The following is a 15,416-nucleotide window of genomic DNA, read 5'->3' on the forward strand; positions in this document are numbered from 1 at the left end:
GAAGGCAGAATGCAATTTGTACAAATGATAGTGTCCGCCCACATAAAGCAGAGCTAAACTGGGCCGATACGCTCGGGGCTGTTTTCAATTGCGAGCATTACACCATGACCGACACCATACCCGCTCCTACCAATCCGGTTTTCCAGAATTTCGCGCCGCCGATCCGCGAGCAAAGCCCGCTCAGGCAGGCGATTACCACCGCTTATCGCCGCCCCGAAGCCGAGTGCGTTTCGACATTGGCCACACAGGCCACCTTGCCGGAAGAAACGGCCAAGCAAGTCCGTTCCACGGCTCGCAAGTTGATCGAAGCACTACGCGCCAAGCATAAAGGCACGGGTGTTGAAGGTCTGGTGCATGAATATTCTCTGTCAAGCCAGGAAGGCGTGGCACTTATGTGCCTCGCCGAAGCGTTGCTGCGCATTCCGGATATGGCAACACGTGATGCGCTGATCCGCGACAAGATTTCGAATGGCGACTGGAAATCCCACATTGGCGGCGGCCGATCGCTCTTCGTCAACGCTGCGACCTGGGGACTTGTCGTCACCGGCAAACTGACCAACACCGTCAATGATCGCGGCCTGTCGGCCGCCCTGACGCGCCTGATCGCTCGTTGCGGCGAACCTGTCATTCGTCGCGGCGTCGACATGGCTATGCGCATGATGGGTGAACAGTTTGTCACGGGCGAAACCATTGATGAAGCTTTGAAGCGCGCCAAGCCGCTGGAAGAACGCGGCTTCCGCTATTCCTATGACATGCTGGGTGAGGCCGCGACCACTGCTGCCGACGCCGAGCGTTATTACAAGGATTACGAAACCGCCATTCACGCCATTGGCCGCGCTTCCGCTGGTCGCGGCATTTATGACGGTCCCGGTATTTCCATCAAATTGTCTGCCCTGCACCCGCGTTATGTCCGCGCGCAGAGCGAACGGGTTATGAACGAATTGCTGCCTAAGGTGAAGGCGCTGGCTGCCATCGCCAAGTCCTACAATATTGGCCTCAACATCGACGCTGAAGAAGCTGACCGTCTCGAGCTGTCGCTCGATCTGTTGCAGAGCCTGATTGAAGATCCGGATCTGGCAGATTGGGAAGGCATTGGCTTCGTGGTGCAGGCTTATGGCAAGCGTTGTCCGTTCGTGCTCGATTTTATCATTGATCTGGCCCGTCAGAACAAGCGTCGCGTCATGGTTCGTCTGGTGAAGGGTGCTTATTGGGACGCCGAGATCAAACGCGCGCAGGTGGACGGGTTGGAAGATTTTCCGGTCTACACCCGTAAGGTTCACACCGACGTTTCCTATATTGCCTGCGCACGTAAGTTGCTTGCGGCGACCGATGTGATTTTCCCGCAGTTCGCAACACATAACGCCCAGACACTGGCCACAATCTATCATATGGCTGGCCCGGACTTCAAAACGGGAAAATTTGAGTTCCAGTGCCTGCATGGCATGGGTGAGCCGCTCTATGATGAAGTCGTTGGTCCTGAAAAACTAGGTCGCCCGGCACGCATTTACGCGCCGGTCGGTACACATGAGACACTTCTGGCTTATCTTGTTCGCAGACTTCTCGAAAACGGTGCGAACTCGTCCTTCGTCAATCGCATTGGCGATGAAAGTGTCTCAGTCGATGAGTTGATCGCAGATCCGGTGGATGTTGTTCGCTCGATGGCCGTTGTCGGCGCGCGTCACGATCAGATTGCCCTACCGGAAAATCTCTATGGCGCCCGCAAGAATTCCGATGGTTTTGACCTGTCGAACGAAGTCACGCTCGCTGAACTCAGCAAGATTCTGAAAGACAGTGCTGACCGGGTCTGGACATCCGAACCGCAAGTTGCCGGAGCCAAGGTGAAGGGCGTCAGCCGTTCAGTCTTCAATCCCGGCGACCGGCACGACGTGGTCGGTACGGTGACTGAGATCGCCGAGGCCGATGTAGCGAAGGCCATGAAGACGGCGCAGAAGGCAACGGCAAGCTGGTCGGCGGTTGCGCCTGTCGAGCGTGCAGCCTGTCTCGAGCGCGCAGCGGACATCATGCAGCGCGACATGCCGGTTCTACTCGGTCTCATCATGCGCGAAGCTGGCAAATCCATGCCGAATGCGATTGCCGAGGTACGCGAAGCCATCGATTTCCTGCGTTATTATGCAGAGCAGACCCGCCGTACGCTGGGCGTCGGTCACAAGGCGCTCGGACCCATCGTATGCATCAGTCCGTGGAACTTCCCGCTGGCGATCTTTACCGGCCAGATTGCAGCAGCACTTGTCGCAGGCAATCCGGTCTTGGCGAAGCCTGCCGAAGAGACCCCGCTTATTGCAGCACAGGGTGTTCGTATCCTGCACGAGGCTGGCATTCCAGCCGATGCGCTTCAGCTTCTGCCCGGCGACGGTCGTATCGGGGCCGCGCTTGTGGCTGCAGAAGAGACATGCGGTGTAATGTTCACAGGTTCCACCGAAGTAGCGCGCCTCATACAGGCTCAGCTTGCCTCACGTCTGCTGCCAAACGGAAAGCCGATCCCACTGATTGCTGAAACCGGTGGTCAGAATGCAATGATTGTGGATTCATCAGCGCTGGCGGAGCAAGTCGTGTTCGACGTTATTGCATCGGCATTCGACAGTGCCGGTCAGCGTTGTTCGGCGCTGCGCGTTCTTTGCCTGCAGGAAGATGTCGCGGACCGTATTCTGACAATGCTCAAGGGTGCCCTCCGGGAACTGTCCATCGGTCGCACCGACAGGCTGAAGGTTGATATCGGCCCGGTCATCACCGATGAAGCCAAGAATGTCATTGAAAAGCACGTTCAGGCCATGCGTGACCTCGGTCGCAAGGTCGAGCAGCTTCCGCTCGGTCCCGAAACCCAGAATGGAACTTTCGTTGCACCGACCATCATCGAGATCAATTCGCTTCGCGATCTGAAGCGGGAAGTCTTTGGTCCGGTTCTGCATGTCGTGCGCTACAAGCGTGACGATATGGAGCGTTTGATCGATGATATCAATGCGACCGGCTACGGGCTTACTTTTGGCTTGCATACGCGCCTTGACGAGACGATCGCCAATGTTGCGGATCGTATCCGTGTCGGCAACCTCTATATCAACCGCAACGTTATCGGCGCGATCGTCGGCGTGCAGCCATTCGGTGGGCGCGGTCTTTCTGGAACTGGCCCGAAGGCAGGCGGCCCGCTCTATCTCGGACGTCTCGTGGAAACAGCTCCGATACCACCGCGCCATAGCTCTGTTCACACCGATCCGGCACTCAAGGATTTTGCCAAGTGGCTTGGCCAACGGGGCATGAACGATCTGGCCCAGGCTGCTCGCGATACTGGTAGCGCTTCTGCACTTGGTCTTGATCTTGAATTGCCGGGCCCGGTCGGTGAGCGCAATCTTTATGCGCTGCATCCGCGAGGAAATATCCTGCTGGTTCCGCAGACAGAAACAGGCCTTTATCGCCAGATGATGGCCGCTCTTGCCACCGGCAATACCGTATATATCGACGAAGCTTCAGAGTTGCGGAATGTGTTGAAGGATATTCCCGCTTCGGTGGCAGTGCGCACGGTCTGGACGAAAAACTGGGAAGTCGACGCACCGTTTGCCGGTGCGTTGGTGGAAGGGGGCGCTGAACGCATCGTAGAGATCAACAAGAAGCTCGCGATGCTTCCCGGACCGTTGGTTCTCACACAGGCCGCTTCCACGGAGGAGCTGGCAAACAACCCGGATGCCTACTGCCTCAATTGGCTTCTGGAAGAGGTTTCGACCTCGATCAACACAACAGCGGCAGGTGGCAATGCCAGCCTGATGGCGATTGGTTGATCCCATATGGGACTGGAAAGAACAAAAAGGCGGCTTTGGCCGCCTTTTTTTATCGCTATGATCCTTGCATCGCTGTGCAAGTGGCGCCCAAAACAGAATGATTGAATTATTTTTTATGATTTCAGAATAAAATTTACAAAGGCATTGACAGGCTTTCGTAAAAGGCAAAGACTATGCACACGCTTGCAAAAGCGTCGGCGTGGAGGCGCCGTATAAAGGGAGGAAAACAATGCGTTCGGCATTTCTGGTTGCGGCGCTTGCCGCTGGCGTATCTTCATTTGCATTTTCTGCGCAGGCCGCAGGTAATCTCAATCTCATCTGTTCTGCGGACGTGGTCATCTGTGAGCAGATGAAGAACATGTTCGAGAAGGATACGGGCATCAAGGTCAACATGGTCCGGCTATCTTCCGGTGAAACCTATGCCAAGGTGCGGGCCGAGGCGCGCAATCCGAAGACTGATATCTGGTGGGCTGGTACGGGCGATCCGCATCTTCAGGCCGCCGCCGAAGGACTGACGCTCGAATATAAATCACCGATGCTCGACCAACTGAATGACTGGGCCAAGAAGCAGGCCGAAAGCTCCGGCTTTCGTACGGTTGGCGTTTACGCCGGTGCACTGGGCTGGGGTTACAATACCGATATTCTCGCTAAGAAGAATCTGAAGGAGCCGAAATGTTGGGCTGATCTGCTGGATGCGTCCTATAAGGGCGAAATCCAGATGGCTAATCCGAATTCTTCCGGCACTGCCTATACGGCGCTGGCAACATTGGTCCAGATCATGGGTGAAGACAAAGCTTATGATTATCTGAAGAAGCTCAACGAAAATGTATCGCAGTATACCAAGTCCGGCTCGGCTCCCGTCAAGTCTGCTGCGCGTGGTGAAACAGGCATTGGCATCGTCTTTATGCATGATGCGGTGTCGATGACGGCAGAAGGCTTTCCGATCAAGTCGGTCGCACCGTGCGAAGGTACCGGTTACGAAATTGGCTCCATGTCGATCATTAAGGGCGCCAAGAACCTCGAAAATGCCAAGAAGTGGTACGACTGGGCGCTGGCCGCGGAAGTACAGTCGCATATGAAAGATGCGAAGTCCTTCCAGCTTCCGTCGAACAAGTCTGCGGAGGTTCCGAGAGAATCCCCGCGTTTCGAGGATATCAAGCTCATTGATTACGATTTCAAGACCTATGGCGAACCGGCCAAGCGCAAGGAATTGCTCGAACGCTGGGACAAGGAAATCGGTGCGCACGCCAACTGATCTTTCATTGGCTTGAAGTTCAGGTGCGTCGTTCGCTTGTATGCGACGCACCTGTCCTGAATGGCAGGGCAAGGGAACAGCATTCCTGAAATATTCAGGAATGCTGAAGCCCTTGGCCATCCCTCAGAAATTCCTGATCCGGAGGGACGCGGACATCCATGAAACAGCATAATCGCAGACTGGATATTGTTCTGGCGTTGGCGCTGGCGGCATTTGTTTTACTGCCGTGGTATCGCATAGAAGATGGTTTTCTGAGTTTCGGCTGGCTGGCTGGAATGTTCGGCGATGGCGCAACTGCGCCTGGCATTTGGCAGATCGTCTTCTTCGGGCGCCCGTGGCTTGGCGCTGTCGCTATATTCATGTTGCTTTGTGCTGCTGCCCGCTTCCTATTGCCTGTCGAGCGTCGTAGCGGGCTTATGATCTGGGGAAGCCTCCTCGGTGTGATTTTCCTGGCCCTGCAAGGATTGGCTATCGGTTTTTCCGGTTGGAACTGGACGATCAGCGAAAACCTGTTCGGTGCACTTGCCGATGGTCAGCCGGCTTTCGGTGCAGGGGCGATACTAACGGGGCTCTGCTTCTTGCTGATTTTCTCGTTTGGCCTCGCGGAACGCGGCGTGATGAAAGGGGACGCTTTCGTCGTTTCGTCCATTACCTTGCTTGTCGCATTGGTGGGCGTTTTCGTCTTTTACCCCGTTATCATCATGTTTGTCGGGTCGGTGCAGGATTTCGACGGCTCGTTCAAGCCTGAAGGCTTCATCGGCAACATTCAGGATTCCTCCATCTGGAGCCTGGCATGCGTAGTCGGTGAAGGGCGATGCGGCGTTGCGTGGCGCACATTGTGGCTGGCTTTGATGACTGCGACGGGGGCCACGGTGCTGGGGCTTGCCTTTGCGCTTGTTGCGACCCGCACAAATTTCCCTTTCAAGAAAGGCCTCCGTCTTCTCACCATACTGCCGATCATCACGCCACCATTCGTTGTTGGTCTTGCATTGACGCTGCTCTTTGGTCGCGCGGGCGTGGTGACCGAACAGATCTCCAATATATTCGGTGTCGAACCCGGTCGGTGGCTTTATGGCCTCACCGGAATATGGATTGCGCAGGTTCTATCCTTCACGCCGATATCCTTCCTCGTGCTTATCGGTGTTGTCGAAGGTGTGTCGCCGTCTATGGAAGAGGCATCGCAAACTTTGCGTGCCGATCGCTGGCGCACGTTTCGCAGAGTTTCACTGCCACTGATGGCGCCGGGCCTTGCCAATGCATTTCTCATCGCTTTTATCGAAAGCATGGCGGATTTCGGCAATCCGATGGTGCTCGGAGGCAGCAATGGTGTACTTTCGACTGAAATATTCTTTGCAGTGGTGGGTGCGCAGAACGATCCATCACGTGCGGCGGTCCTTGCTATCGTGCTGCTCTGTTTCACACTGACCGCATTTCTTATCCAGCGTGTATGGCTCTCGGGCAAGAACTTCGCGACCGTGACCGGCAAGGGTGATTCCGGCATGCATGCCGGGTTGCCACGCGGGCTGAAGATCGGCGTTTATGCCCTTGTCATTCCGTGGATGATTTTCACCATTGTCGTTTATGCGATGATCCTTATCGGCGGCTTTGTGCGGCAGTGGGGGCTCGACAATACACTGACGGTTGAACACTACGCGCGCGCGTTTTCCATCAACTGGACCGAAAGCGGCATTGCGTGGACCGGCGTGGCATGGAACTCGTTCTGGACGACTATGGAAATTTCGCTGATTTCGGCACCGCTGACTGCGGCAGTCGGTTTGCTGACGGCTTATCTGATCGTTCGTCAGCGTTTCGTCGGGCGGAATGTCTTCGAATTTGCCCTGATGTTGAGCTTCGCCATTCCCGGAACAGTCATTGGCGTCAGCTACATCATGGCCTTCAATTTGCCACCGCTTGAAATGACCGGTACTGCGCTGATCCTGATCGCATGTTTCGTGTTCCGCAACATGCCGGTGGGTGTGCGTGGTGGCATCGCAGCCATGAGCCAGCTCGACAAGAGTCTCGATGAAGCCTCCCTGACGTTGCGGGCGAACAGTTTCCGCACGATCCGGAAGGTCATTCTGCCATTACTGCGCCCGGCGATCACGGCAGCATTGGTCTATTCATTCGTGCGAGCCATCACCTCCATCAGCGCGGTCATTTTCCTCGTTTCGGCGCAGTACAACATGGCAACTTCCTACATTGTCGGGCTCGTTGAAAACGGTGAGTTCGGTGTTGCAATTGCATATTCATCGATGCTGATTGTCGTGATGATCATCGTCATTACAGGTTTCCAGCTTCTCGTGGGGGAACGAAAGCTCAGACGCGAAAACCGCGTCGCTGCTGTCACGTCCATCAAAACCGCTCGTCAGGAGAAAACCGCATGACTGCGATCCGTCCCGGCTCCGTTACATTTGAAAACGTCACCAAAAAGTTCGGCAATTTCACCGCCTTGCCCGATCTTTCCCTGACTGTCGAGCCGGGAACTCTGGTGACGCTGCTTGGACCGTCCGGTTGCGGTAAGACGACGACATTGCGGTTGCTGGCGGGGCTTGAACACCCGACGGCGGGCCGCATCCTGATTGGCGGCAAGGACGTGACCAATCTGCCAGCCAATGAGCGTGATGTATCGATGGTTTTCCAGTCCTATGCGCTCTTTCCGCATATGAACTCGCTCGACAATGTGGCCTATGGGTTGGAATCCTCGGGCTTGAAAAAGGCGGAAGCGCGGGAACGTGCTGAAGAGGGTTTGAAGCTTGTCGGTCTTGCCGGAATGGGGCATCGCCTTCCGGCTGAACTTTCGGGTGGCCAGCAACAACGCGTGGCGGTGGCTCGCGCTCTGGTGCTGGAGCCGCAGGTTTTGCTTCTGGACGAACCGCTTTCGAACCTCGACGCGCGCCTGCGCCGTCGGGTGCGTACAGAAATTCGCGAGCTGCAACAGCGGCTCGGGTTTACTGCCGTTTATGTGACACACGATCAGGACGAGGCGCTCGCAGTCTCCGATACGATCATCGTCATGAAGGAGGGCAATATCGCACAGAAGGGCAGCCCGCGCGATCTCTATGAAACACCCGCCTCGGCCTTCATCGCGGATTTCATGGGGGAAGCGAATGTTGTGCCGTGTGAGGTGATGACGGCTGACGGTGGCGAAGCCGTTATTCGCGTCGGTAGCCTGACGCACCGTGTCGCCGCGCGCAATGCCCGACCGGGACCGGCACAACTTGCGATCCGTCCGAATGCAGTGACGTTGCAGCCAAAGGCAGATGGTGGTTTTCCTGGACGTATCGCGCATTCAGCCTATCTAGGCGATCATATCGAGTATGAAATCGAAACCGAGCACGGCAAGCTTTTCATTGTCGATCCGGCGGTCGAAGAGGCTTTGCCACCACAAACCGATGTCTCTATCGAGTTCAAAACGCGCGGGCTTGCCATCATCAATCAATAGGCGCAGAAAAGTCGTGCCTTTATTTACCTCTCATCGGAAAATCATCATGACTTCCCATCCCCGACAGGAACTAGAAGCGCGGCTTGCGCTTGCCGAAACGATCGCGCGTGAAGCGGGCGCCAAAGCTCTCGACTATTTCAAGCGGCGTGAAACGCTGGTTATCGAAACCAAGCGTGATCCGCAGGATGTGGTTTCCATTGCCGACCGCGATGTTGAGCAACTTATTCGATCCCGTGTGTCGGAAACTTTTTCACAGGATGGCTTTCTGGGAGAGGAATATGGGCTGAATGAAGGTTCTTCCGGTTATACATGGGTTGTGGATCCCATTGATGGCACCAGTCCATTCGTGAATGGCATGCCGAACTGGTGTGTTTCCATTGCCGTTCTAAAAGACGGCGAACCGGTAATCGGGGTCATTCAAGCCCCTTGTTTTGACGAGCTTTATGCTTCGGCCAAAGGCCTTGGCGCAACACTCGATGGCAAGACGCTGGTGCTCGATTCGAGCCGCACTATCCGCAATTCGGTGACAGGTATCGGTGCCAATAACTATGTCACACCGCAAGTCGTGGCGAAAATCGTCGAAGATCTGCTTGAAGCAGGCGGCACGTTTATTCGCAATGGTTCCGGTGCGCTCATGATTGCTTATGTCGCGGCTGGCAGACTGGTCGGCTATTATGAGCCTTATATGCATGCCTGGGATTGCATGGCGGGATTCTGCCTCGTGCGTGAGGCGGGCGGCTATGTGCATCCTTTCCCGGTGGACGGAGAAAAGCTCACCAAGGGCAATAAGGTTTTCGTGGCTGCACCCGGAGCAATCGACGACCTTAAGAAAGTTGCCCGCCTCTAGAAGGGGCGGTCTTTCTGGAATTTCAGTTCCATCCATACTCTGAGTAAAGTTCACCGCGGGCAATGCCGAGGAGTGCCTGCCGGACGTAGGGAATGGTGTTCTCCGGCAGATTGTTCAAGCTTCTCCATTCCAGATCGGCATGCTTGTCCGGCTCACATATGGCAGGCGTGCCAATCCATTCATTCGTGCAAAAGAAATGGCCGAGCCATTGGTTGCCCGCAGTTAGGCTATGCAGCGTGTGGACTGGTTTCAAATCTTCCGGCGCTACAACTACGCCGATCTCTTCGAATGCTTCACGTACCGCTGCAGCACGGATCGTTTCGCCAGTATCTAGCCCTCCTGCGGGAATACTGAACGAACCGTCCATCCACCCGGTTGCTTTCCGCTGCAACATGCAGATTTCTGGTCCGCGTGCAAGAATGACAAAAACTGCAGACGAAAGCTGAAAGCGCACACGCTCGTTCAATTGGCTCTCCCCAAAAAGCAAATCGGCAAGTCTTATACAGACTTGCCGAAAGCTTACACGAGTCGGTCTGAACCCGAAGGCAGATCAGGGATTATCGCGCTTGAAAATCCAATCGTGATCGGGATGGTTCTTGAACCGCCATTTGCGCAAGGGGCCAGCCATTACATTGAGATAGTACATCTCGTACCCATAGGGTGCGCCACATGGATGATGCCCCTTTGGTACGAGCACGACATCTCCATCCGCGACAGCCATGGTTTCATCAAGGCTTCCATCTTCGGTGAAAACACGTTGGAAGCCGAAACCCTGTGCCGGGTTGAGACGGTGATAATAGGTCTCTTCCAGATAGGTCATGTCCGGAAAATTGTCTTCGTCGTGCCTATGAGGTGGATAGGACGACCAGTTTCCCTGCGGTGTGAATACTTCGGTGACAAGAAGGCTGTCAGCAACATCGCGGCCTTCCATCGCGATATTATGAATGAAGCGGGTGTTGGCACCCTTTCCGCGCTGTTCCAGCGGCAGACTTTCCGGCCCAAGCTTCTGCACCTTGCGGCCCGGCTTGCCCGGCGCGGTGCAAACGGCCAGAACACAATCCGTTGTGGCAGTCGCACGCCAATCGCTTTCAGCAGGCACATAGAGGCAGTGTGGCGGCAGTTTCTCGAACACATTCATGCGTTCGCCCATTTCGCCGAAATCCTCGCCAGAGGCAAAAATCTTTGCCTTGCCTTCCACGAGAACGAGGATCACCTCGGTCGAGTTGGTCTTTTCCGAAACGCTTTCACCAGGCTTGAGACGATAGAGCCCGAATCCGACATAACCCCATTCGGCACTCTCCGGGCTGATGTCATGGACCTTGCCATGCGTACCGTTGGGTTTGCGCAACAAATTGGCCATGTCTTAGTCTCCTTTGTCGAGTCCTGCCTCACGTGCGAATGACTTGAGCGATTTCAATCCAAGCGACTGGTACTTATAAGGATTACGAATATCGGGATCCTGCTCGGCTTCGATCACCAGCCAGCCCTGATAACCATTTTCCGCTGCAATTTTCAGCACAGGTACGAAGTCGACGCCGCCTTCCGTATCGCCAGGGACTGTGAACACACCGCGACGGACGCCCTCCAGAAACGACAGGCCCCGGTCACGCACTTCGGTCGCTATTGCCGGGCGAACGTTCTTGGCATGGATATGGCCCACGCGTGCCATATGTTTGTTCGCAACCCGCTCTGGATCGCCGCCGCCGAACAGGCAGTGGCCGGTATCGAGGAGAAGCTTGGTATGCGGCCCTGTATGCTGCATCAGAAGATCGATTTCATCCTCGCTCTGCACCACTGTGCCCATGTGATGGTGATAAACAAGAGCGATACCCTGTGCGGCAGCATATTCTGCCAGTGCTTCGACGCCCTCGCCGAATTCTTCCCAACGCACTTCTTCCAGAACCGGACGTTCGGATAGTGACTTGTCGTTGTCGCCGTGAATGGCGTTCGAGGTTTCGCAAACAATGATGACCTTCGAGCCCATTGCTTTCAGGAGGTCGAGCGCAGGCTGCATTGCCTTTTTTTCTTCTTCGACCGAATTCACCAGCAGATTGAGTGAATGCCAGCCCGATACATAGCGAAGCTTACGAGGTTCAAGAACGGCTTTAAGTGCAGCCGGTTCCTGCGGAAACTTGTGACCTTTCTCGATCCCGTCGAAGCCGATCTCAGCGGTTTCATCGAGACATTGATCCAGTGTGATATGCGCGCCGAGGCTGCGATCATCGTCGTTCGACCAGGCAATAGGATTGGTGCCATAGAGGATCATCGGTCAGTTTCTTTCTTTGAGCTTGGCTTCATAATCTTTACGCGCAGCGCGCACCTGCTCGCGCTCCGAGACTTCCGGTACGGCGACATCCCACCACCATCCACCAGTTTCAGGCGTCGGATAAGGATCGGTATCGATAATGACGACAGTTGTGCGTTCACTGTTGCGGGTTTCCGCCAGAGCTTCTTCCAACTCGCGGATAGACCCTACTTTCTTCGTATCTGCACCCATAGCTCCGGCATGAGCGGCGAAATCGATGTGCGACGGGTTCACATGGCTCGAATGGTCGAGCAGGTTGTTGAACTCGGCGCCACCAGTTGCCATTTGCAGCCGGTTTATACAGCCGAAACCGCGATTGTCGGTGATGACGACAGTAATCTTCTGCCCCATCATGACGGCAGTGGCGAGCTCGGAATTGGCCATCATGTAGGAGCCGTCGCCGACCATCACGATAACGTCTCGATCAGGTTCGGCCATTTTGATACCAAGGCCACCGGCGATTTCGTAACCCATGCAGGAAAAGCCGTATTCCATGTGGTAGGACATGGGACGATCGGCTTTCCAGAGTTGGTGCAATTCTCCGGGCATTGTGCCCGCCGCGCACATGACGACCGTGTTTTCGCGTGCCTGGCGCTGCACCGCGCCGATAACCTGCATATCGGTCGGCAAGGCATTGCCATCACTTGGGGCAGCAGTAAATCGGTCTGCCGCCGTAAACCATTTCTCTTTCAAAGCGGTATCCACGGGTTGGCGTTTATAGCTGCCAATCGCTTTTGAGAGAGCTTCAAGACCGATTTTTGCATCAGCAACCAATGGCCGCGAACCGTGTTTGGAGCTGTCATAGGGCTGGACGTTTAGCGAGAGAAGCTTGCGTCCCGGATGCTTGAACAGTGCCCAGGATCCTGTCGTGAAGTCTTGAAAGCGCGTGCCAACACCGATCACGAGATCGGCTTCCGCAGCTATCGCATTGGCGCTGTCCGCTCCGGTTACGCCTACCGGACCGAAGTTGAGCGGATGATCCCATGGGAGCGCCGATTTGCCAGCCTGCGTTTCGATGACAGGAATGCCGTGCACTTCGGCAAAATTGCGCAACGCGTCGTGGGCACCGGAGTAATGCACCCCGCCGCCTGCAACGATGACGGGCTTGAGCGCTGTTTTTATCGCCGCTGCTGCCATCGCCAGTTCATGTTCATCCGGCGGCGGACGACGCCAGTGCCAGACTTTCTCTGCAAAGAATTCCTCCGGCCAATCATAGGCCTCCGTCTGCACATCCTGACAGAAGGCAAGCGTTACTGGTCCGCAATCGGCGGGATCTGTCATGGTGCGGAAGGCACGAGGCAGGGCGGTGAGAAGTTGTTCGGGTCGAGTGATCCTGTCGAAATAGCGGCTGACCGGACGAAAACAGTCATTCACGGTCATGGTGCCGTCGTTGAAATCCTCGATCTGTTGCAGGACGGGATCAGGACCGCGATTGGCAAAGACATCGCCCGGAATAAGCAGAACCGGTAGACGGTTGACATGGGCGAGGGCAGCCGCGGTGACCATGTTCGTTGCGCCGGGGCCGATGGAGGAGGTGACGGCGCAAGCGCGCTTGCGGCCAAGCTGCTTGGCATAGGCAATGGCTGCATGCGCCATTGTCTGTTCATTGTGGCCGCGCCAAGTCGGCAGTTCTTCGCGAATGCCATGGAGCGCCTCGCCGAGTCCGGCCACATTACCGTGGCCGAAAATAGCCCAAACGCCTGCGATAAAAGTCTCACCATCCAGCGTCATCTGGTTTGCGAGGTAGCGCACCAATGCTTGCGCGGCGGTCAATCGAACGGTTTTCATAGCTCCTCCAGCTTTCTCCCGGCAGAACGAATTCAGTATGTACGCACTCTGTCCCAGACGTTGCAAAGACTGCGGTAGCGCGCGGCCATGTCGGCGATTGCTTCTTCGTCGCTTATCGAACCGTTCAACCATTTGCGCGCTGCATCGCCAAAGATCGTGCGCCCCACTGCGAAACCTTTGACGAGGTCGAATTCGGCAGCAATTGCGAGGCTGGCTTCCAGTTCTTCGGCAGGTGCGTCCAATCCCAAAACAACAATGCCGCGTGTGTGTGCATCGTTGCGTATGATCGCGTCACAGGCATTGGCCCAGGCTGCTTTGGTTTTCATGGGCTCGAGCTTCCACCAGTCGGGATAGACCCCGATCTCATAAAAGCGCTCGATCACGCGTGCTGTGGTGTCATCGTCGATGGGGCCTGCTTTGGACGGAATGATTTCCAAAAGGAATTCCAGTCGATTGCGCCGAGCGGCTGCAAAAAGACGTGAGACAGTTCCTTCCTGTTCAGCCTTGAATTCAGCGCTATCCTCGGGATGATAGAAACATAATAATTTTACGACATTCTCGACGGGCCACTCGACCAGTCCACCACAGTCCGGACCGAGTTCCGGTTCCAGTTTGAGTGGGCGAGAGCCGGGCCATTCGGTGGGCCGCCCGATCCACAAGCCCGTGCCTGCTGCCCGGTAAAGCGCATCTCGACCTAGCCGTCCGTCGCACAATATGCCGTAACCTTCAGCGCCATTTGCCACCTGCAAGGCTGCATTCAGGCAAAGCTGCTTGAATTCACCGATCTTGTCTGTCGAAACGCCCGCCTCTGCGGCCATTTCTTCAAGCTGGATGCGATGATCGAAAGCGAAGACGCGCATATGTGGCCAGTGACGGTTGCGATTGGTGGACCAATGTATCTGCTCCAGAGCGTCATCCTTGCGCAAAGCCTTGTTGCGGATACCGGTGCGGAAAAAATACTGAAGCTCTTCCCAACTCGGATAGGCTGGCGTGCATCCATGCCGCGAGACTGCGAAAGCTCCGCAGGCATTGGCGAATTTGAGACTGGTCGGCCAGTCTTCGCCCTTCAGCCAGCCTCGCAAAAGCCCGGACATGAACCCGTCGCCGGCACCGAGAACGTTGAAAACGTCAATCGGGAAACCTTCGCCGCTTTGTCCTTGGTCGAGACTATTGGGAACTGTGCCTTCGAAAACCACTGCCCCCATGGAGCCGCGTTTGCACACCAGTGCAGCATTCGTCACGTCGCGCACGGCTTTCAGCGCCTCCAGCGTATCTGTCGAACCGCCCGCAATATGAAATTCCTCTTCGGTTCCGACGATGAGATCAAACAGATGGAGCGTCGATTGCAGTTTGGCGGTAACGGCTGCGGATTCGATGAAACGGTTCTCACCGTCGCCGTGGCCGGAAAGCCCCCAGAGATTGGGGCGATAATCAATGTCGAGCGCCGTCCGGCTGCCATTTTCCCGAGCAAGTCGAAGAGCCTTCAAGACGGCGGCCTCCGTCTTCGGATGTGACAAGTGTGTGCCGGTGGCTAGCACACAGCCAGATTCGGCAATGAATGCTGGGTCGATGTCGTCCTCGCACAAGGCCATGTCGGCACAATTCTCGCGATAGAAGATCAACGGGAAATGCTGTTGGTCGCGAATGCCGAGAATAACGAGAGCGGTGAGGCGTTCCGGGTCGGTGACGATGCCGCGCGTGTCAACGCCTTCGCGTTCTAGCTCGCGTAGCAGAAAGCGCCCCATATGCTCGTCACCGACACGCGTAATCAGCGCCGATTTGAGTCCGAGCCGTGCGGTTCCAGTCGCAATATTGGTGGGAGAGCCACCGACATATTTGTTGAAGGAGGCCATGTCTTCCAGAAGGCCGCCAACCTGTGCGCCGTACAGGTCAACCGAAGATCGGCCAATTGTAATCAAGTCGAGCCGCTTCACTGCGTCCTCCCTCATTATTTTCTTATTGCTGCATGGCTGTGCATGATTCACACATAG

At 55.8% G+C, this 15,416-nt stretch carries 10 protein-coding genes; 5 read left to right on the forward strand and 5 right to left on the reverse strand.

Features of this window, described 5'->3' with window-relative positions:
* Positions 1-104: 104 nt before the first annotated feature.
* The 5 genes from putA (at position 105) to FIB18_RS01060 (ending at position 9,332) form a co-directional block, all read left to right on the forward strand.
* Positions 105-3,788 carry a trifunctional transcriptional regulator/proline dehydrogenase/L-glutamate gamma-semialdehyde dehydrogenase gene (gene putA, locus FIB18_RS01040; protein WP_140018981.1) on the forward strand — a complete coding sequence of 1,228 codons (3,684 nt, stop codon included), beginning with the start codon at positions 105-107 and terminating at the stop codon, positions 3,786-3,788.
* A 229-nt stretch (positions 3,789-4,017) separates the two neighbouring features.
* Complete coding sequence (locus FIB18_RS01045; protein ID WP_140018982.1) at positions 4,018-5,043, forward strand: ABC transporter substrate-binding protein; 1,026 nt, start codon at positions 4,018-4,020, stop codon at positions 5,041-5,043.
* Between the two features lie 158 nt (positions 5,044-5,201).
* Complete coding sequence (locus FIB18_RS01050; RefSeq protein ID WP_140018983.1) at positions 5,202-7,427, forward strand: ABC transporter permease; 2,226 nt, start codon at positions 5,202-5,204, stop codon at positions 7,425-7,427.
* Entirely contained in the window at positions 7,424-8,485 is a 1,062-nt protein-coding gene (locus FIB18_RS01055; protein ID WP_140018984.1) for an ABC transporter ATP-binding protein, read from the forward strand. Before FIB18_RS01050 ends, FIB18_RS01055 begins: the two co-directional genes overlap by 4 nt.
* Before the next feature lie 46 nt (positions 8,486-8,531).
* The gene (locus tag FIB18_RS01060) at positions 8,532-9,332 is read left to right on the forward strand and encodes an inositol monophosphatase family protein (protein WP_140018985.1); all 801 of its coding nucleotides are present in this window, start codon (positions 8,532-8,534) and stop codon (positions 9,330-9,332) included.
* Positions 9,333-9,354: 22 nt separating this feature from the next.
* Here the strand turns inward: FIB18_RS01060 and FIB18_RS01065 are convergent, their stop codons facing one another.
* The 5 genes from FIB18_RS01065 to FIB18_RS01085 form a co-directional block, all read right to left on the reverse strand.
* Positions 9,355-9,798, reverse strand: coding sequence for an NUDIX hydrolase (locus FIB18_RS01065; protein ID WP_140018986.1), 444 nt, complete (start codon positions 9,796-9,798; stop codon positions 9,355-9,357).
* An 84-nt stretch (positions 9,799-9,882) separates the two neighbouring features.
* On the reverse strand, positions 9,883-10,692 hold the full coding sequence (iolB, locus tag FIB18_RS01070; RefSeq protein WP_140018987.1) for a 5-deoxy-glucuronate isomerase: 810 nt from the start codon (positions 10,690-10,692) through the stop codon (positions 9,883-9,885).
* A 3-nt stretch (positions 10,693-10,695) separates the two neighbouring features.
* Positions 10,696-11,598, reverse strand: coding sequence for a myo-inosose-2 dehydratase (gene iolE, locus FIB18_RS01075; RefSeq protein WP_140018988.1), 903 nt, complete (start codon positions 11,596-11,598; stop codon positions 10,696-10,698).
* Positions 11,599-11,601: 3 nt separating this feature from the next.
* The gene (iolD, locus tag FIB18_RS01080; protein WP_140018989.1) at positions 11,602-13,425 is read right to left on the reverse strand and encodes a 3D-(3,5/4)-trihydroxycyclohexane-1,2-dione acylhydrolase (decyclizing); all 1,824 of its coding nucleotides are present in this window, start codon (positions 13,423-13,425) and stop codon (positions 11,602-11,604) included.
* A 32-nt stretch (positions 13,426-13,457) separates the two neighbouring features.
* Positions 13,458-15,374 carry a bifunctional 5-dehydro-2-deoxygluconokinase/5-dehydro-2-deoxyphosphogluconate aldolase gene (locus FIB18_RS01085; RefSeq protein ID WP_140018990.1) on the reverse strand — a complete coding sequence of 639 codons (1,917 nt, stop codon included), beginning with the start codon at positions 15,372-15,374 and terminating at the stop codon, positions 13,458-13,460.
* Between the last annotated feature and the right edge of the window lie 42 nt (positions 15,375-15,416).

Source organism: Brucella pecoris (genome assembly GCF_006376675.1).
In the GTDB taxonomy this organism is placed as follows: Bacteria; Pseudomonadota; Alphaproteobacteria; order Rhizobiales; family Rhizobiaceae; genus Brucella; species Brucella pecoris.